Genomic DNA, 19,043 nt, shown 5'->3' on the forward strand with positions numbered 1-19,043 from the left:
TAAAACGTTAAATAAATGGATAGAAATCTAGATGTCTCTTGGTCTGCGTGAAACCCGCCGTCGTCGTTCCCAAACTTTTCGCTGGACTTTGCTCAAGTGGCTTATTGCCCTGATAATGATCGGGGCTGCTGGATGGTATTCCTATTTGATCGGTAATGATCTTGCAAACAAGGAAGTCAGCAAGCTTCAGAACAAAAACAGAGAGCTTGATCAAACTGTTCAGGAGTTAATGGGGCTGCGTGATCAGCTTAATCTTGAGCTCGAAGAAACAAAGCAGGTTTCCGCGGAACTGGAGAGCCGTTATCAGAATGATGTCCCGACCGGGGAAATTAAAATTCTGGTAAATGAAATTAATAACAAGCTTGAAAATGGTGTTTCATTAGACCGGATCAAATTTCTGATCAGCACAGCGGCCAAAACTCAAAGCTGTGATAATGACCCGATTGAAAAGCGTTTCTTTGTCAACACACCCTTTTATACAGGGGCTCATGACAATATCGATTATGCGCGGGGCAGTGTGACAATAACCGCTCAGGGTGAATCTGCTTATAGTTCTGATGGTAAAGTTGAGGCCTGGTATGATCCGGCGAAGCCGATTGATGTTATTTTCACACTTCTTGGCGGAGAGCAGGTGAAGATTTCCGGGGAATTACCCTTACATAAATCTGTCGTCGTCAATGGTTCGGAATATCGCTTTACACTCAAAGCCGGTGCACGTGGTTTTATGCAGGCTATCGGCGACCGTTGTGATTATCCGTAAATGCTTTGATGACATTCTCTTCGAGGAACAGCAATAATGCTGCGCGAGGCGTTTGAATATTTTTTTACGGATTGTCGTAAAGATTTCAAACGTCTTGGTTATCTTCACGAAGCCATCGCCATTGAGGCCCGTTACAGGAGATGTCACAAAAGCTGGCATGAGCATCTGTCCAAAACAAAGCTGGAGATTCGAAAAGCCGTTGAGGCGACAGATGGACGTGAGCGGGTGGTTGTTCTGGGGGCAGGGGCTGCCCATGATATTCCTTTGGAATATCTCCTGAAAGAATTCACGCAGGTTGTTCTCGTCGATGTTGTTTTTCTTAAGCCCCTGAGGAAACTTGCACAAAAAACATCTAATTTGAATCTTGTTGAAGAGGATGTTACGGGGCTCGCCAACAGAATTACTCCGTTAAAGCCAGGTGTGAAACGGGATCAGTTTCCTCTGCCCCGTCCTCCTGAAGAGCTTCTCATTCCTACGGATCTGGTTATTTCTTGTAATCTTTTATCTCAGCTCCCCATTCAAATCAGAAACCATCTTGTCGGGGGTATAGAGAACCAGGAAAACCCGACCCTGGACAGCTATTGCCGCAAGATCATTGTCAGCCACCTTGATTGGATACAACGTTTTAATAGCTCACTGTTGCTTGTGACGGATCTGGAGCGTCTTCTTTCTCCTGTAAATAGACAGGAGGGCCCGGTTATCCGTGACAATGCTCTTTATGGTGTCGAGCTGATCTCGCAAGGGGAGCAGTGGATCTGGGACATTGCTCCCAGACCGGAAATTGATCCAAAGTATGATTTAAAGCATTTGGTTGGCAGTTTCTTTTTTGCCCGGGGGCAAAGTATTGGATTTTCACAAGGTGAGTAAATAAACAACTCAAGCATTAATCGACGTGTTGATAATGCCTGATGCTTAACCAATACTTAACAAGATCCTCGTTAGAGTAATGTGAATTATTTTTTCTGGTACCAGTGGGGCTATCTCTATGGATCTCTGTTCTTTTAAACGGACAATATTTCTTGGTTCCGCGCTGCTGGCACTAACCGGTTGCTCGGTTATTAATGATATTTCCCTGGCTTTCAAGGATATGACTCAAAAGAATTCTCCTTCTGAGGAGGGGAGCACTGCAACTTCCATTGAAGATGAAGTCGATCCTGCGACCGCAGAGGTGTATAATATTGCAGAAGAAACCTATAAAAGAGGTGATGTAAGGACTGCAATTGGGCTTTATCAGCGCGCTTTTGAGCTGGACCCCTCCAACCCGAGACCAATGATCCGGATAGGAGAGATTCTGATCAGGCAAGGTGAACATCTGGCTGCGGGGCAGGCTTATCGCCAGGCGCTTGTTGTTGAGCCCAAGAATACAGAAGCCAAGCGTGGCCTTGGAGTCTCTTTTCTCAGTCGGGGGCAGGTTGATCTCGCGATTGAACAGTTCTCAGAAGGACTGGCAATCAAAAAAGACAGCAAGCTCCTGAATGTCATGGGCGTTGCCTATGATAAAAAAGAAGAGCGACAGACTGCCCAGAAATACTATAGAGAAGGTTTGGAAATAGATCCGGATAACCTGACGTTGCGCAGCAATCTCGGGCTGTCACTTGCACATGCAGGACAGCATAACGAGGCGATAACCCTGCTCTATGCTGTTTCAAAAGAACCGAGAGCGACGATTGCACACCGTCAGATGCTTGCAATGGCCTATACCCTCGCCGGGGATCTCGAGGCTGCAGAACAGACGTCGCGTATTGATATGGATGATGCTGATGTCGCTCAGCGCATGCGTTATTTTAACAGCCTGAACCCTTCAGAAAATACCAGTAAAAAACACCCGACACTGGCCGTTACCGTTGAGACGATTGAGCCTGAACCTCTTCCAAATTGATTTGAAATATTGAGCAGATTCATGAAAACTACCTGAAGGCCTCCCTTTAGGTAGTTTTTTTCACATTCCGCTCAATCCGTCAATTGTCCGCATGACAGCAGGGCCAAGCAGAACGATCATAAGAGGTGGCAGGATGAATATGATCATGGGGACGGTCATGATTGCAGGCAGTCTCGCTGCTTTCTCTTCAGCTTTTAGCAATCTTTCCTGTCGAAGTTCAGAGCTCATCACCCGTAATGACTGGGCGAGAGGGGTTCCATATCTTTCTGCCTGAATCAAAGCATTTACAAGGCTGCGCATCATAGGAATATCAATTCTAAGAGCCAGATTCATCAAGGCTTTTTGCCTTTCTTGAAGAAAACCTAACTCCAGAGATGTCAGACTAAGTTCATCCGAAAGTTCCGGTGCCGCGGTAATCATTTCACGGGCAACACGATTAAAAGCTGCATCAAGGCTCAAGCCTGCTTCGGTACAGATAACCATAAGATCCAGTGCGTCGGGGAGAGCTTTTTTGACCAACTCCCGACGCTTCATAATCGCGTTTTTTAAAAGAATATCGGGTATCTTGGCGCCGATGAAAGTAACCGAAATTAAGGCAAAGCTGTTTCCAAGGGGTGGAAAATCAACCGCCTTGACTACATAAATATAAAAATAGGCCAAAGCTGCACTGGAAAGAGGCGCAATCAACTTAAAAAACAGGTGTCGATAAAGTGCTTCCGGGGTTCGTCTTCCTGCCTGGGAGAGATGAAATGCGTACTTGCTGGCCTGTTCATTTTTTAACAGCTTAAAAAATTCGACTACCTTTTTCATATAGGTGGACGAATTTTCATTCCCTCGCTTGCGTTGAGTGGGGGTTAGATAATCCCCGCGCATAGCTTTACGCAGTTCTGATAACTCTTTTGCTTTTTTACTGCTTGGATCTTTCTCGATCAAAGAAAACCAGAGCGCGAGAAATATTGCAAGGACTGAAAGGGTCGCCCCGAGAACGATGAACTCGTCTTCTGTAAATCCGGCAGGTATGAAATCAGACAGGTTCATATCTCGAATTTCACCATTTTATACATAATACCACTGCCCAGTGCGATCATGAATAGGCCGAAAGCGACAGCGGCTTGCCCTCTAGGGTCTGTAAATAGTTCAAGCGCATAGGAAGGGGTCATGAGATAAATAATGACAAACATGATAAAAGGCAGGGAGCCAATAATATAAGCAGAGGCTCTGGCTTCTGAAGAAAGTGCCTTGATTTTCAGTTTCATCTGTTTTCTTTTTCGAAGAATATCTGAAAGATTGGCGAGAGTTTCCGCCAGGTTTCCCCCAGTTTCAGTCTGAATTGAGAGTGCGACAGTAAAGAACTGGAATTCTTGCAGACCAATTCGATATTGAGCCCGCTCAAGCTCCTGAGGAAGCTTTCCACCTAATTTCACACCATCGGTAACAGCTGCCAATTCAAATCCAACCGGGGCAGAGATTTCGTCTCCTGCGTTTTTGATCGCTTCGGTTATGGGCAGCCCTGCTCTCAGGCCACGAACCATCAGATCAATGGCATCCGGGAAAAGCTCCAGAAATTTGTTCTGTCGTCGGTTTTTCATGACGTAGAGTACGAAGTGAGGAAAACCAAAACCGATAGCGAAACCTAACAATATACTGACGATAAGGGGGCGAGATGAAAAAACGTTTATAATGGCAATTGCAGAAATACTTAGCAAAATTGAGATAAGTAACAACCGCCCCAGATTGGGCTCAAGACCGGCCTTCTGCATTTTTGCCCTTAGCAATTCAGGCCGGGGTGTTAGTTGCTGGACAATCTTGTCCAGGGTCGGGTTGCCGCTTCCGCCCATATTCCGTCTGATACTGATATTCGAAGCTGCTGTTGAGCGTCCGTCAGCTGCCTTGTGGATCACTCTTTCCAGCCTGGTTTTTGAAATATCACTGGATGGATTCAGTATAAAAAAAAGAATAACCAGGAGAATAAACATCACCCCGGACAGCAATGTAAGGAGTGTGATATCAGATACCTGTCCAGTAAGAATCTGTGTCAACAACTCGTTCATCCCATGGCTTCCATCAGATGTTTACCAAGATTGTAATACTCTGCTTTGGGCATGAAGTAAGGACGCAATCCGGTAGAGGCAAATTCCCCATAAAGATTACCATTTTCGTCTTCGCCTTTGAACTCGAAGGTAAAAAGGTCCTGGGTTGTAACAATATCCCCTTCCATGCCGATGATTTCGGTGATGTGGGTAATTCGGCGCATGCCATCCCGCATACGCGATACCTGGATAACCATATCCAGAGCGTCAGAAATCTGGGTGCGTACTGCCTTGGCCGGAAGATTGATACCTGCAAGACCAATCATGTTTTCGAGACGGGTTAAAGCCTCGCGAGGCCTGTTCGCATGGATGGTGCCCAAGGAACCATCGTGGCCTGTATTCATTGCCTGAAGCATGTCAACAGCTTCAGATCCACGGATCTCGCCAAGGATAATCCGGTCGGGCCGCATACGCAGTGAGTTCTTAACCAGATCGCGCATGGTTATTGCGCCTTCTCCCTCCAGATTTGGAGGACGTGTTTCCAGACGGACAACATGTGGCTGTTGGAGTTGAAGTTCGGCGGCATCTTCAATCGTGACAATGCGTTCTCCATGGTCAATCAGCTGAGAAAGCGCATTGAGGAGAGTGGTTTTCCCTGAGCCGGTTCCGCCTGAAATCAAGATATTCAATCTGGATCGAGCGGCGATTTTCATTACGGTTGCCATGCTCGGGGATATATTGTTCTGCTTCCGCATTATATCCAGTGTGATACTTTTGGCGGAAAATTTCCGGATGGAAATCGAAGAGCCATCAATAGCCAGGGGCGGGATGATAATATTGACACGACTTCCATCTGCGAGACGTGCGTCACAAAGGGGGGTCGTTTCATCTACTCTGCGGCCAACATGGGCAACAATACGGCGTGCAATGTTCATGACATGGTCGTTATCACGAAATTTTACATCAGTAAGTTGAAGCTTCCCGCCTTTTTCTATGTAAACCTGATAAGGGCCATTGACCATGATATCGGTAATACCTTCATCGGCCAGAAGCGGTTCAAGGGGGCCGAGACCAAGCATATCTGCCAGGATCAATTCTATTACAGCCGCTTTTTCCGGTGCGTTGAGGGTAATCTTATCCTCAAAAAGAATTTCACTGACAATCTCACCGAGCTGACTTGTCAGTTCATCCCGTGGTAAACGCGATGCGGCAGAAATATCCAGGCGGTCCATGACTTTGGGTTGGATAATTTTCTTTGCTTCTTCGACAGTATCAGAAGCTGAACTGGCCTGGACTTCATTGCGCTTCCCAGGTGCTTTCGGGCGTGTTGAAGGGTGGGGTCTTTGTTCGAAACTGGTAAGGGAAGGAATAGGAATTTGCTCGGCTTTTGCCGTGGCTTCATTCTTTGTCTGAGAGCTTGTGAGGTACCAGGAGATCAGTTCTGTAATCAAGGCTCTGCGTTGCAGAAGATTTAGAGGGCTTTTTTTACTCTCCAGCTCCTCTGTTACTATCTGTCCAATCTTCAGACTTAGCTCAGGACGGGACATTTCTGTTGCTGACTTTTGAGGGAGTGATGATAACAAAAGTTCTTTCAGTACCCCGTCCTGATCCTTGTTACTGTGATTGACCGTGTCGATCTCCTGTTCCATTTATTTACGTCCCACTCTTTTAAACCAGGTGGTCTTTTTATTTTTGGCGGCCATTTCAGGAGCAATTTCTTTAGCAAGAGCAGCGAGTGCCTTGGTCATTTTTGATTTTGCATCAATTGCAACGGCTGGTTTCCCGGTGTTAGCGGCTTTGATAGACAGTTTTGTGTCATCGGGGATGTTGGCAATGATCTTTGTGCCAAGAGCCTTTTCGAATTCAGCAGGGGGCATCGCTGTTAAAGGACCTCCTGTTTTATTCGCAACAATTAACAGCTTGCAGCTGGGGTTGATTGTTTTGATTGCACTTTGTGTTCTGATGCAGTCACGAAGACTGGGGAGACTGTAGTCTGTTACAAGAATAATAGTGCCGACTTCGGATAAAATACTTTTCCTCAGCTTTACCGCAGTACGAGGCAAGTCAATAATCAGCTGGCTATGTTCTCTGGCGAGGGCTTCCATTAAAATGGCAATGCCATCAGGAGAAAACGAAATATCTTCTGTCAGGTTCTCTTCAGTAGCCATTACCGCAAGATTGTCTGATAATTTGGCGGTCGTGCTGGAAATGAAGAGGCTATCCAGACGCTCGGGTTTTTCCAAAGCTTCCCGCAATCCCCGGGTTGGCTCAACGTCAAGAGCCAAAGCAATCGTGCCGAATTCAATATCCATATCAAGCAGGGCTGTTTTGCAGTTCAATTGATCGGATAATAGCCAGGCAAGATTTACTGCTATTGTGCTGGCCCCTACGCCACCGCGGGCACCAATAACAACTGTTTTATTGTTATTGCCGGTTACTTGAAGGCTATTTTCACGATCACGATTGGCCTCTTCCGCTCTTTCGGCTTTGTGGAACGCTGCTAACATCGTTTTTTCTGTAAGAGGTTTGAGCAGGTAGTCCGTGAGGCCGATTTCAATCATTTCACGGTAAAAGCCGATATCATTTATCGCACCGACTGCAATCGCCCTGGTTCCTTCGGGGAGAGCGGCAACCAGAGAGAAAATTGATGTTGCTGCAGAAAGTTCATCATTGCCGATATCAATGACGAGGTACCTTGGAGCAGGATTATCTGCAAGATAGGACATTGCGTCATGACATTCGCCGTCTCTTACTTCGGCTGGGTAGCCAAGTTGTCTTGAGACTGACAAGGTGACATCGTGGGTCTGTCCGTCGCCAACGAATGCTACCAGCTCAGGTGCTGAAACGGGCTCTGTATCCAGCTCGTTAAAAATATCATCAATTTTACTGGCTGGCATTGTTGTTGCTCTGCCCTCCAAGAGAAGTGCCACTGGTCGTTGCAAGATCAGAAGTCAGGGCTTTGACTTCACCTCTGCGATAGCGATCGATTCCGAGTGTGACGGCTGTTGAATCAGGAGAAGAAAGTGGCTTCGACCCGTCAAGGGCTTCCGGAGATATAACCATGCTTGCCAGGTTGGCCTCCTGGCTGCAGCCAAAAGTGCTCCTGTGGGGCCTCGCACCTTCAGGAGGCGTCGGGACATGGCAATCGGGGCCGACAATTACTTTTCTGTGTATTAGAATTGCGCTGTTATAACGAATAGGATCAAGGATGGCCACAGGCCTGCTGGTTGTGGAGCTGTTAAGGCCCATTTCTGTCAATGATCGGGAAATAATGGCAATCGCCTGTAGAGATTCAGGTGTTTTTTTACCTGTGGAATTATAAAGACCGTCAAGAACAAGCTCATCCGCGCTGGTAATGTTATAAGTTCTTACCACTTCCTGAAGCTCTTGTCTGAGGCGCGAGCTATTGATCTGGTCTTCGGCTGGAATTAAGAACCCTTCCGAGGCAATGTAACTGTAACTTTTGGCTCTTTGGGGGGAGGGTAGCGGACGCCATCGTCCGGTATCCATGAAATTTGTTCCTGCCTGGACGATTTGTTTTTCAGGAGAAATCGTTTGGTAGCCCTTTTCGGAAGCACAGGCGAACAGAAAGGCGATTGCCAAGGAGGAAAAAGAAAGCGGGATAACTGGTAGGTGAACTCTACTAAACATCGATCACTCCACAATAAAAGTGGGTTCTGAGTGAAACAGATTGCTGTCTGTACTATTTCCCCCACCGTTAGTCGGGGTTGTTGTTGAAGGTCCGGCAAGGCGAGATGGTGCTTCCGTTAACTTGTTTTCTTTTATATAGGGATCAGTTGGCAGGGAAATCGGCCTGTTGGATGGAGTCACCAGATAAGGTGTAACTACAATAACAAGTTCGCTTTCATTATTCTGAAACCGCTCGCTTTTAAATAAACGACCGAGAATCGGAATATCACCAAGGCCCGGGACCTTGCTGGTGACCTGGGTTTGATTGTTCAGAATCAGACCAGCGATAGCAAAACTTTGACCTGATCCCAGATCAACTGTCGTTTCGGCTCTGCGGGTAGAAAGTGCGGGGATTTCCAAATCCCCAAGAATGACGGCACCGTCTGATGACAGTTGGCTGACTTCTGGCCTTACCCTTAAAGAGATCCTGTTTTCCCCAATAATTGTCGGTGTAAAAGCCAGACTGACCCCAAATTCTTTGAATTCAATTGTGATTACCCGATTGCCTTCATCAATTTCCTGACCTACAGGGACTGGAAACTCCCCTCCAGCAAGGAAAGTCGCAGTTTCTCCCGAGACAGCTGTGAGGTTTGGTTCTGCAAGAATTGTCACCAGTTCGTCTTGGGCTAAAGCATCAATAAGAACATCAAGGTTGAAAAATTTTCCAATAGTGGAGGTGATACCAATAAAGTTTGGAGGGCTGGTTGCAAGATATGTCGAAGTTGTTGTTGTTAAAGGGATATTGGTTGTTCCGTCACCAAAACTGGTCTGTGACCAGTTGAAACCGAACTGTTCAATAACCTCGTTTCTTACTTCAGCAATCCTTACTCTAAGGTGTACCTGGTCGGATGCCGCAATGTTCATCTGTGAAATTATGCGTTCGGTTTCCTGGTCGATATAGCGTGTCGCAATACGTCGTGCGTTATCTAGGTCGACAAGGTTTTTAACCTCGCCGGTCAAAAGAATGCCACTTGTGATCGAGGTCAGCTCGATGTTGTTACCTGGAATGGCCTTTTCCAAAGCTTCACCAAGTGACGTCAGGTTGTGTGTGACTTTGACAGGAATACTGGCAATTACCTGGTCTGCGCCATCAACAGCAAAAAGTGATGTCGTTCCCGATTTCAGGCCGAAGACATAGACTAACCGGGCTGATTTCACATTGAGGTCTGCTACAGCAGGATTTGCGATAAAAATATTGGATGCGGCCCGGGGGAGTTTGATGAGTTTACCTTCGCCGATCTCTATTTCGATAGCTTCAGAGTCGGCTTCTATTGTCTGTACGCTTTGTTGCGATAAAACCGGAGTAGCTAGAAATCCGAAAAACAGAAGTGAAAAAATAAACAAGGTTTTCTTGATTGACTGAATCATTGGTCACCTACGATGACAGAACTGTTCCCGCGGGAGACGACCAACCCGCCTCCACCCGATGGGGTCTTTCCTTTGGAGAGAACCTTGCTTGCTTCATAATCCCAAGTATAGCTATCGCCCTTTACTGTTTCTTCTTCTGTAACAGCTGAACCAGTCTCAATAATTATCTGCATTTCTTCATCGTCTTTTGCCAATGGCCGCAGGCTTAGGGAAATGCGTCCCAGGTTTGTTGATACGGCGACGATCTCGACCTGGGCGGGGTTCATTTCCAGGGTAACCGTCTTGGCATTCGCATTTGTCTGGCCTTCTTCAGTCTGCAGGTCTGTGCCAAGAGCCAGAACTCGAACATTGGTGAGGATTGTCTCGCTCACCTTGCGTTGATCTGTTGCATCTTCAGTATTTTGCAGGTTCTGAGTAAGGATCAAGTCTACACGATCTCCAGGGAAAACTAGTCCACTAACCCCTGTGTCACTGGATATCCCGATTGAAACTGCACGTTGCCCGGGTTTGAGGACCGCGGCGAGGAATCCTCTTTCTCCTGGACTGACAAATTTATTGAGAAGGATAGGCTCTCCTGCGTCAATGTTAGATCTGGATACCCTCCCATTGAGGTTATCCATTTTGAAGTCTTCTTTTGTCAGGTGCTGGTCAGTCGCAAATTTTCCTGGCCAGGGTTGCCAGGAAAAATCGGATTCGTTAACGAATTTTCCCAGAGGAATGGAAGTTTTGGCTACCAGTATATGAACATCTGCTTGGGCTGCTTCAACCGTAACCTGAGCAGTTTGCACAGGCTTGCGATTTGCCTTAAGCCAGTTGTTGGCGATAAAGGCTGTTCCTGCACTTAGCAAGAGTGCGATCAGGATAAGAAGTAGTCTGCGTGCCATCATGAAGCCATGGTAAGGGAATAGGGTAAATGCTTCGTAAATATATGCGGTGTATGAATGCTAACGCCCCGATTCTGCATAAAAAAAGGCTGGCTCGAATGAGCCAGCCTTTTTGCTGATTCTATGGCTGTTATGGAGTTGTTGCCGCAGTCGAAGCTTTGGACAGTTCACCATCAACAACACCGAAGATGTCTTTAAGTGAATCACCCATCGCACTGAGGGCGCCAATTGCTGCAACAGATACCAGAGCGGCAATAAGGCCATATTCGATTGCGGTTGCACCGCTTTCGTCGTTCAGAAAATCTTTAGCAAATTTTTTCATGTTCGGGGCTCCTGTTCCTCTCGAAAACCTGCGATCATATTGGCACTTACTTATTAACAAATAGTAAATAAAATTAATGACTGTAATTTTTTATAGAATACATTTTATTTATATTTAAGTTTTCTTTTTTATTCAAGTAATGACAATTGAAAATACTTTTATGATGTATGTATGTAAAATTTTATATTAAGTGGTGACTGTTTTGTGAGAAGACGCATAGGATTCCTGTTCCGAAGTTTTGATTTCTGTGTGGCCTTTGGTGTCTTTGATAAACATAGGAAACAATGTAGAAGCTAAATAAATAGAATGATTTCTGTGGTTAAGCGAGGTGTCCGGTGGCGTACGCAGTAATGTTTCAGGGAACAGGATCTGATGTTGGGAAGTCTTTGCTGGTTGCGGGCTTGGCCCGGGCGTTGAGCAATAGGGGCTTTAAAGTGCGCCCTTTCAAGCCTCAGAACATGTCAAATAATGCGGCTGTTACGGCTGAAGGCGGTGAAATTGGCCGGGCCCAGGCACTTCAGGCCAGAGCCTGCCGGGTCAGGCCCTCGACGGATATGAACCCGATACTGTTAAAGCCACAAACCGATCTGGGGTCACAGGTTATTGTACAGGGGAAGATCTGGGGCAATACAACCACGAGCAACTATTGGCAGAAGCGCCATGAATTGATTGCAACAGTTCTGGAGAGCTTTCAGCGTCTTTCATCAGATGCGGACATTGTTCTGGTCGAAGGTGCCGGGAGCCCGGCGGAAGTTAATCTCCGGTCTGGTGATATTGCTAATATGGGATTTGCAGAGGCTGCAGATATTCCGGTTGTCTTGATCGGAGACATAGACCGGGGGGGCGTTATCGCTTCTATCGTTGGAACAGCTTACCTGATTTCTCCGGAAGAACGCGCCCGTATAAAAGGAGTGCTGATCAACAAATTTCGGGGAGATTTAGCTCTGTTTGAGACTGGCCTGAAAATTATCGAAGAAAAAAGTGGTTTTCCTTCTCTTGGCGTTATTCCTTTTTTTCCAGCAGCCCGTAAGCTGCCGGATGAGGATGCCGTTGCTGTTCAGTCTGCTCGCTCGCGGATCGGGTTCTCCCCAAAATCTATCCGGATTGCTGTGTTGCTGATTTCCCGGATATCAAATTTTGATGATATGGATCCCCTGATTGCTGAGACAGAAGTCGAACTCAGCTTTATTCATCCCGGGGAAGTTCTTCCTGCGGATTGTGATCTGGTGATTCTGCCCGGGTCAAAAGCAACGATTTCTGACCTGGCCTTTCTGCGGGAACAGGGATGGGACGTTGATCTGGCTGCCCATGTCCGCCGGGGAGGTCATGTTGTTGGTATCTGTGGGGGGTATCAGATGATGGGGATGACGATCTCTGATCCTGACGGCATTGAAGGAGATCCCATGACCGTGCCCGGCTTGGAGCTGTTGCCTGTAGATACCGTATTGACGCCGGAGAAAAAACTGATGGAGGTTTCTGGCCGGGACGCAGCGGATAATACGTCTCTGGAGGGGTACGAAATGCATGTGGGGGTCACAACGGCTCGTGCCGGTGTTGGAAATATGATGCCGATGCTTTACCTGGAAGATGATAATCGGCCAGAGGGATGCTCTGTCAGGGGAGGGCAAATTTCCGGATGTTATCTGCATGGTTTGTTCTCTTCTGACGGCTTCAGGAATAGTTTTCTTGATCGAATAAAAAGCCGGACGAGCCAGGATTTCTCTTATGAAGCTGAAATTGAAGTGACACTTGATGCCCTGGCAAACCATCTGGAAGAGCATGTTGATATCGATCGCATACTGGAAATTGCTGGTTATAAACCAGTAGTGTAAATTTAATGTCGTTGATGTCGTTTGTGGATATCTTTCTGGTGTTCTGGTGCAAAATACTGGCTTGGGTTTTCGTTTGTATGGAACAGGTCGAACGATCCCTCAGATAATCTAGGGCAGGGGATTGTTGAAAATTTACAGGGCGTGGTGATGCTTGATTTCCGTTATGAAGGGCGACCTATCAACGTGAAGGTGCTCCTGATGCCCGAGTTCCCTCAAACCGATGCTTCTATGGTTATTGACGTTATGCGGGTGACTAACCGGGTCAGCGGGCGGGAAATCTTTCGCTGGCAACTGCTGAGTGAGCAGGGGGGCGCGGTTACGGCAAGCAATGGAACTTCTATTAATAATACAAAGGTTATGTCGGAAGAGGACATGACAGATACAGACATGATTATTGTCTGCGCCAGTTATCAGATCGACCTCTACACCACAGCGGCAATCAAAGCCTGGTTACGTAAGGCAGACCGTAAAGGTATTGTTATTGGCGGGGTGGAGAGTGCATCTTACGTGCTTATTCTTGCCGGACTTATTCGGCATTCTCCAACGGCAATTCACTGGGAAATGCTGGCACATGTGAGAGAGCGTTATCCTGAAATAGATATCTCCAATGATCCTTACGAAATTCATGGCAAGCGTTTCACCTCGGCGGGTGGAACTGCCACGCTTGAAATGATGCTCAAGCTCGTTGGCTGCCTTTACGATACAAGCCTGGCAACAGAAGTGGGATATCAGTTTCACCACCCCCAGGTCCTCGCTCTGAGAGATGGGGAACGGGATAAGCGTACTGTGAGCCTGAGATTACGGGTTCATGAACCGAGCCTGATCAAAGTTGTCGAAATCATGGAACAGAATATAGAATTTCCGCTGGAGATAGAGGAACTGGCCAAAGATCTGCCTATATCTCGTCGACAACTTGAACGGCTTTTCCGGAAACATCTTAATGACACCCTGACCGGGTATTATCTCAAATTGCGTTTACGTTCTGCCCGCGAATTGTTGCAACAAACATCGATGTCTGTATTCGAGGTTGCTCTTGCCAGCGGCTTTGCCTCTGCACCCTATTTTTCACGCGCCTATAAAACCCGGTTTGGGGTTTCTCCGCGGGCTGACCGGCAGAAATATCTATCTTCTTATGGTCGCTCTGGTATTCCAGAAGTCCAGGTTATTAATCAGATACATTAGACGGTATCTAAGAGAAACAGTCTTCCTGTCTCAACTGACCCTGAAGACCAGAGGCTCCAGTCCTTCAACTGTCGCTGTGACAGTCTCTCCACGATGGAGCGGCCCCACACCTGCGGGGGTGCCCGTCATGATGATATCGCCTGAGCGAAGTTCGAAGAGGCGGGAAAGGTGGGCGATAATATTCTCGACGGACCAGATCATGTCGCCGAGCCGGGCTTTCTGTTTTATGTCCAGATTCACAGTAAGAGAGATTGCAGCTGAATCCGGCAATGTGGACTGTTTTTCACTGGGGGTGATCTTTCCACAGGGAGCAGAATGTTCAAAGGCTTTGGCAACATCCCAGGGGTGGCGATTGTCTTTACAGATTTTCTGCAGGTCCCGGCGAGTCAGATCTACGCCGACGGCAAACCCAAAAACATGCTGCAGGCTCTCTGTGGCAGAGATGTTCGTTCCTCCGCTTTTGAGTGCGACAACAAGCTCAACTTCGTGATGAAAATCTTCTGTCGCTGACGGGTAGGGGATATCTCCTCCTTCAGCAACAAGCGCTTCAGCCGGTTTCAAAAAGAAAACCGGAGTTTCCGTTTCCGGGTTTCCACCCATTTCTCGGGTGTGTTCGGCATAGTTCCTGCCGACACAAAAAATGCGTCGGACAGGAAACAGTTTTTCACTTCCGACAATCGGGAGGCTGGTAATTGCTGCAGGTTCGAAAAGGTATGTCATGGGATGCTCATTATCAGAAACAGTAACTGATAAAAGCACCTCTTACAGGAGAGGGGAAGGGAAATCAGGTCCAGAAAACTTAAGTCCTGAGAAACTTAAATTTAGAAAACTCAGGTCCCGAGAAATCAGACGGGGAGTTCTGCTGTATTACTTTCCGGTGCGACATGGAAGCTTTCGCCACAGCCACAGCGGCCTGCTTCATTGGGATTGCTAAAAACAAAAGCACTCTGAAATTTGTCTTCAACAAAATCCATTTCACTGCCGATCAGATACATAACTGCCGTCGGAGCGATAAAGATTTTTACACCTTTGTCTTCGACGACATCTTCGAATTTTTTCTGTTCGTGAGCGTATTCGACAACATAACTCAGGCCAGAACAGCCTTTGGTGCTGATGCCAACGCGCAAGCCCAAAACCCCGTCATCAGGGCTCTGGTCGATCAGTTTCTTCACACGCGCGGCTGCTGCATCTGTGAGGGTGATCAGTTTTGGCATCATCTTCTTGGCGCCTTCTTCTTTAATGGGTAACCGGAATATAGTTTACTATATGTAGGTGCTGTTCTCTACATGAAAAGCCCCAGGGCCAGTTGGGCATCTTCGCTCATCATGTTTTGGTTCCAGGGTGGGCTCCAAGTCAGAACGACGGTTACCTCTCCTATGCCTTCAACGGCTGCAACGGCTTCAGCCACCTGACCCGGCAATTCTCCGGCGACGGGACAGGCCGGAGCCGTAAGCGTCATGCTGATATCAACGTCCCCGTTTTCGGCAATGTCGTGTTTGTAAATCAGGCCAAGATCATAAATGTTCACCGGAATTTCCGGGTCATGGACGGATTGAAGGGCATCAATAACCTGAGTTTTGGATGCAATAGCGCTGCCAGCAGGCAAGGGGATTCCTGCTTTTGCCATAAAACCTTCTTCGGCATTTGGCAGGAAGTCACTCAGGGTTTTTCCATCATTAAACATCAGCTAAAAAGCTCCCGAACTTTTTCCAGAGCATCTGCAAGGGCATCGACTTCTGCACGGGTATTGTATATCCCGAATGAAGCCCTGGCCGTGGCTGGCAGATCAAACCGCTGCATCAAGGGTTGGGCGCAGTGATGTCCTGCCCGAACGGCAACACCCCGGCGATCAAGGATTGTTCCAATATCATGGGCGTGTGCTTCTTCCATGATAAAGGACAGGATGCTGGCTTTTTCTTTTGCCCTGCCAATGATTGTCAGGCCAGGAATACGACTGAGCCGTTCGGTGGCATAGGCCAGAATGCCATGCTCATGAGCGGAGATATTGTCCTTGCCCAGAGCCTCGACATATTCAATGGCAGCTCCCAGACCTATGGCTTCGACAATGGCCGGGGTTCCGGCTTCAAAGCGGTGCGGGGTATCCTTGTAAGTCGTCTTCTCAAAGGTGACGAGGTCAATCATTTCACCGCCCCCCTGATAGGGAGGCATACTGTTGAGAAGGTCTCGTTTACCATAGAGAACACCGATACCACTTGGTCCATAGACTTTGTGACCGGAGAAGCAGTAGAAGTCGGCATCAAGGTCTTGGACATCAATGATCGCATGTGGGGCGGCCTGACAGCCATCGACCATGACTTTTGCCCCATGTTCATGGGCAACGCGGATAATATCTTTGATCGGGGTGACTGTCCCAACCGCGTTGGAGATATGGGTAATGGCAACCAGCTTTGTCTTGGGAGTGAAGAGCTTTTCGTATTCATCGAACAGAAAGTTGGCATCTCCGTCAATCGGGACAACCTTGATAACAATACCGATCTGGTCTCTGAGCAATTGCCAGGGAACTATATTGGAGTGATGCTCCATATGCGAGATGATGATCTCGTCTCCGGCTTTGAGGAAGTGCCTGCCGTAACTGTGAGCCACCAGATTGATTGCTTCGGTTGCGCCTTTGGTCAGAACACAAAGTTCAGGAGATTCCGCATTGATAAAGCGGGCCGCTGCGTTACGTCCGGATTCAAAAGCTTCAGTGCAGGCCTGGCTCAGACTATGAACACCACGGTGGACATTGGAATAGTAGGTTTCATAGGCTTCCTGCATACGTTCCAGTACCTGGCGTGGTTTCTGGGCCGAAGCTGCACTGTCGAGGTACACCAAGGGACGACCATAAATTTCCCGTTTAAGGATCGGGAAATCTTCCCGTATTTTTTCCACATCAAATGCCAGGAGGGAATTGTCTCCTGCCTTGTTTACCGTGGCGGGCTTGTCCATTGTGCTATTCGTACTCATTCTACTTAATCCTCTGCCAACAAACAGGGCTATTGAGGGTTTTTGCCAAGCCAGTCAGCAATTCTTGTCAGAAAAAGATCTTTCAGATCTTCGTTTTGCAGTGCTTCCACAGCATCTGCAAGAAAGGCATTCACCAACAGAGACTGGGCCTGCTCCCTGCTCAGTCCACGGGAACGCAGATAAAACAAGGCATCCTCATCAATCTGGCCCGAGGTACAACCATGACTGCAAATCACGTCATCGGCGAAGATCTCAAGCTCTGGTTTGACGTCAACTTCTGCTGTATCAGACAGAAGCATCGCCCGGTGAGACTGATTACCGACAGTTTTCTGCGCCTGTTCGTGAACAATGATCTTGCCCTGAAACACACCGCGCGACTTACCAGCCAGAATGCCTTTGATAACCTCGTCACAGCTGGTGTGAGGTGTTTTATGATCAACACGTGTGGTGATATCACAGTGCTGGTCATCTTTGACCATATAGGCACCGTTGATATGGCAAGATGAATTGGGAGCAATCAGATTGACGTTGATATCCGAACGGGCCATGCGACCGCCTGTATTCAAAATAAAGCTGTCATAGCTGGAACCATTGCCAACATCTGCCTGTACAGAGGAGACGTGGAAAGCGGAGGGGGTGCTTTCCTGAATACGATAATGATGCAGTGTTGCATTCTCAGCCAAGGTGACATCGGTCACAGAGTTTGAAAAATAAACGTGGGCTTCCCTGTCTGCGACCTGTTCAATGATTGTGGCTTTGCTGCCGGCTCCGACCATAATCATATTACGATTATGATAGGAACTCTGTGGTGTACCGCTCCCGTAATGCAGAATTTCAATGATTTTTTCTACAGAGATATCCTTGGCGATCTCGATAATAAATCCGTCTGTCATCAGCGCGGTATTGAGGGCGACCAGTGGCTGTTCCTGCGCCAGATCCCGTGGCTGGAGCTTTTGTTGAAGATTATTTACTTCGTTGGAATCTGATTGTAGCGCTGCAGAAAAACTCTGTAACTTTACGCCTTTGGGTAAGTCTGTGTCGGAAAGGTGTTCCGAATAGAAACCATCAACAAAGACCAGACGGTGTGATTTTTGTTCACCAAGTAACCGGGGCAGGTCCTTAACTGAAAGCTTTTCCTCTGTCCTGGATACTGGTGCGAGAAACTGTTGTTTACGCAGGGGATTCAGACTTGTGAATTTCCACAGTTCGGTTTTGGCAGAGGGAAGACCAACTTCCTTGAACAAGGACAGGCCAGTATTGCGCAAATCGGAAATCCAATCGATATCGGCACCGGGAAGACGATTTCTTGCCTGATCAAAATGGGCAATGAATACGTCCTGATCGTTAGCGGATGTCATCATCAGGCTGCCTCACCGGAATAGTCAGCATAACCTTTCTCTTCCAGCTCGAGAGCCAGTTCCTTGCCGCCGGACCGACGGATCTCGCCGTGGGCAAGTACATGTACCTGGTCTGGAACAATGTAATTGAGGAGACGCTGATAGTGGGTAATCACCAGGATCGCATTATTTTCAGAGCGGAGTTTGTTTACACCGTCAGCCACGATGCGCAGGGCGTCGATATCCAGTCCGGAATCGGTTTCGTCAAGTACGGCCAGTTTGGGGTTAAGAACGGCCATCTGAAGAATATCGTTACGTTTTTTCTCGCCACCTGAGAAGCCAACATTTACAGCACGTTTCAGCATATCGTCCTTGATGCCGAGCTCTTTGGTTTTCCCGCGGAGCATTTTCACGAACTCCATGCCATCAAGTTCTTCTTCACCGCGATATTTACGCTGGGCGTTCAGGGCTTCTTTCAGAAAGGTTGTGTTGGTTACACCCGGGATTTCAACCGGGTACTGAAACGCCAGGAAAATCCCTTCTCCAGCACGTTCTTCAGGTTCTAGTTCGGAAATATCCTTGCCGTCAAAAAAGATGGAACCCTGGGTGACTTCATAGTCATCACGACCAGCCAGAACGTTGGCGAGAGTTGACTTACCTGATCCGTTCGGGCCCATGATAGCATGAACCTCACCTTTGTTGATGGTCAGGTTGATGCCTTTAAGGATGGATTTTCCCTCGACTTCTGCGTGAAGATTTTTGATTTCCAACATAGCGCTTAACTCTTCTTTT

General features: G+C 47.6%; 19 protein-coding genes. 5 read left to right on the forward strand and 14 right to left on the reverse strand.

Annotated features, from left to right (window positions below; translation table 11 throughout):
- Positions 1-31: 31 nt before the first annotated feature.
- The 3 genes from B152_RS0116730 (at position 32) to B152_RS0116740 (ending at position 2,639) form a co-directional block, all read left to right on the forward strand.
- On the forward strand, positions 32-760 hold the full coding sequence (locus B152_RS0116730; RefSeq protein ID WP_020593586.1) for a hypothetical protein: 729 nt from the start codon (positions 32-34) through the stop codon (positions 758-760).
- A 36-nt stretch (positions 761-796) separates the two neighbouring features.
- A complete protein-coding gene (locus tag B152_RS0116735) occupies positions 797-1,627 on the forward strand; it encodes a hypothetical protein (RefSeq protein WP_020593587.1) in 831 nt (276 codons plus the stop codon).
- A gap of 118 nt (positions 1,628-1,745) precedes the next feature.
- The gene (locus B152_RS0116740; protein ID WP_020593588.1) at positions 1,746-2,639 is read left to right on the forward strand and encodes a tetratricopeptide repeat protein; all 894 of its coding nucleotides are present in this window, start codon (positions 1,746-1,748) and stop codon (positions 2,637-2,639) included.
- Positions 2,640-2,699: 60 nt separating this feature from the next.
- On the opposite strand, the gene B152_RS24145 is transcribed toward B152_RS0116740, so the two are convergent.
- From B152_RS24145 to B152_RS0116780, 8 genes are all read right to left on the reverse strand, one after another.
- The gene (locus B152_RS24145; RefSeq protein WP_020593589.1) at positions 2,700-3,677 is read right to left on the reverse strand and encodes a type II secretion system F family protein; all 978 of its coding nucleotides are present in this window, start codon (positions 3,675-3,677) and stop codon (positions 2,700-2,702) included.
- Positions 3,674-4,690, reverse strand: a complete 1,017-nt coding sequence (locus tag B152_RS0116750; protein WP_020593590.1) for a type II secretion system F family protein — start codon at positions 4,688-4,690, stop codon at positions 3,674-3,676. The genes B152_RS24145 and B152_RS0116750 overlap by 4 nt, the downstream gene beginning before the upstream one ends.
- On the reverse strand, positions 4,687-6,318 hold the full coding sequence (locus B152_RS24150) for a TadA family conjugal transfer-associated ATPase (RefSeq protein ID WP_020593591.1): 1,632 nt from the start codon (positions 6,316-6,318) through the stop codon (positions 4,687-4,689). The genes B152_RS0116750 and B152_RS24150 overlap by 4 nt, the downstream gene beginning before the upstream one ends.
- A complete protein-coding gene (locus B152_RS0116760; RefSeq protein ID WP_020593592.1) occupies positions 6,319-7,566 on the reverse strand; it encodes a CpaE/TadZ family protein in 1,248 nt (415 codons plus the stop codon).
- Positions 7,553-8,320: a CpaD family pilus assembly lipoprotein gene (locus B152_RS0116765; RefSeq protein WP_020593593.1), complete on the reverse strand. Its 768-nt coding sequence runs from the start codon at positions 8,318-8,320 to the stop codon at positions 7,553-7,555. The genes B152_RS0116760 and B152_RS0116765 overlap by 14 nt, the downstream gene beginning before the upstream one ends.
- A gap of 3 nt (positions 8,321-8,323) precedes the next feature.
- A complete protein-coding gene (locus tag B152_RS24155; protein WP_020593594.1) occupies positions 8,324-9,727 on the reverse strand; it encodes a type II and III secretion system protein family protein in 1,404 nt (467 codons plus the stop codon).
- Positions 9,724-10,611: a Flp pilus assembly protein CpaB gene (gene cpaB, locus B152_RS24160; RefSeq protein ID WP_157231143.1), complete on the reverse strand. Its 888-nt coding sequence runs from the start codon at positions 10,609-10,611 to the stop codon at positions 9,724-9,726. The genes B152_RS24155 and cpaB overlap by 4 nt, the downstream gene beginning before the upstream one ends.
- Before the next feature lie 130 nt (positions 10,612-10,741).
- Entirely contained in the window at positions 10,742-10,933 is a 192-nt protein-coding gene (locus B152_RS0116780) for a Flp family type IVb pilin (RefSeq protein WP_020593596.1), read from the reverse strand.
- A 350-nt stretch (positions 10,934-11,283) separates the two neighbouring features.
- Between B152_RS0116780 and B152_RS0116790 the strand changes: the two genes are divergently transcribed.
- Complete coding sequence (locus B152_RS0116790; RefSeq protein WP_020593598.1) at positions 11,284-12,765, forward strand: cobyric acid synthase; 1,482 nt, start codon at positions 11,284-11,286, stop codon at positions 12,763-12,765.
- A 147-nt stretch (positions 12,766-12,912) separates the two neighbouring features.
- Complete coding sequence (locus B152_RS24165; protein ID WP_020593599.1) at positions 12,913-13,947, forward strand: GlxA family transcriptional regulator; 1,035 nt, start codon at positions 12,913-12,915, stop codon at positions 13,945-13,947.
- 30 nt (positions 13,948-13,977) lie between these two features.
- Here the strand turns inward: B152_RS24165 and B152_RS0116800 are convergent, their stop codons facing one another.
- The 6 genes from B152_RS0116800 to sufC form a co-directional block, all read right to left on the reverse strand.
- Positions 13,978-14,667 (reverse strand): fumarylacetoacetate hydrolase family protein, encoded by a 690-nt coding sequence (locus B152_RS0116800; protein WP_020593600.1) that lies wholly within the window; start codon positions 14,665-14,667, stop codon positions 13,978-13,980.
- Between the two features lie 125 nt (positions 14,668-14,792).
- Positions 14,793-15,164: a HesB/IscA family protein gene (locus B152_RS0116805; protein WP_020593601.1), complete on the reverse strand. Its 372-nt coding sequence runs from the start codon at positions 15,162-15,164 to the stop codon at positions 14,793-14,795.
- Positions 15,165-15,229: 65 nt separating this feature from the next.
- Positions 15,230-15,631 carry an SUF system Fe-S cluster assembly protein gene (locus tag B152_RS0116810; protein ID WP_020593602.1) on the reverse strand — a complete coding sequence of 134 codons (402 nt, stop codon included), beginning with the start codon at positions 15,629-15,631 and terminating at the stop codon, positions 15,230-15,232.
- Positions 15,631-16,896, reverse strand: coding sequence for an aminotransferase class V-fold PLP-dependent enzyme (locus tag B152_RS0116815; protein WP_020593603.1), 1,266 nt, complete (start codon positions 16,894-16,896; stop codon positions 15,631-15,633). The genes B152_RS0116810 and B152_RS0116815 overlap by 1 nt, the downstream gene beginning before the upstream one ends.
- Before the next feature lie 47 nt (positions 16,897-16,943).
- Positions 16,944-18,275 carry a Fe-S cluster assembly protein SufD gene (gene sufD, locus B152_RS24170; protein ID WP_020593604.1) on the reverse strand — a complete coding sequence of 444 codons (1,332 nt, stop codon included), beginning with the start codon at positions 18,273-18,275 and terminating at the stop codon, positions 16,944-16,946.
- Positions 18,275-19,024, reverse strand: coding sequence for a Fe-S cluster assembly ATPase SufC (gene sufC, locus B152_RS0116825; RefSeq protein WP_020593605.1), 750 nt, complete (start codon positions 19,022-19,024; stop codon positions 18,275-18,277). Before sufC ends, sufD begins: the two co-directional genes overlap by 1 nt.
- Positions 19,025-19,043: the final 19 nt, after the last annotated feature.

It is taken from the genome of Kiloniella laminariae DSM 19542 (genome assembly GCF_000374005.1).
Classification (GTDB): Bacteria; Pseudomonadota; Alphaproteobacteria; order Kiloniellales; family Kiloniellaceae; genus Kiloniella; species Kiloniella laminariae.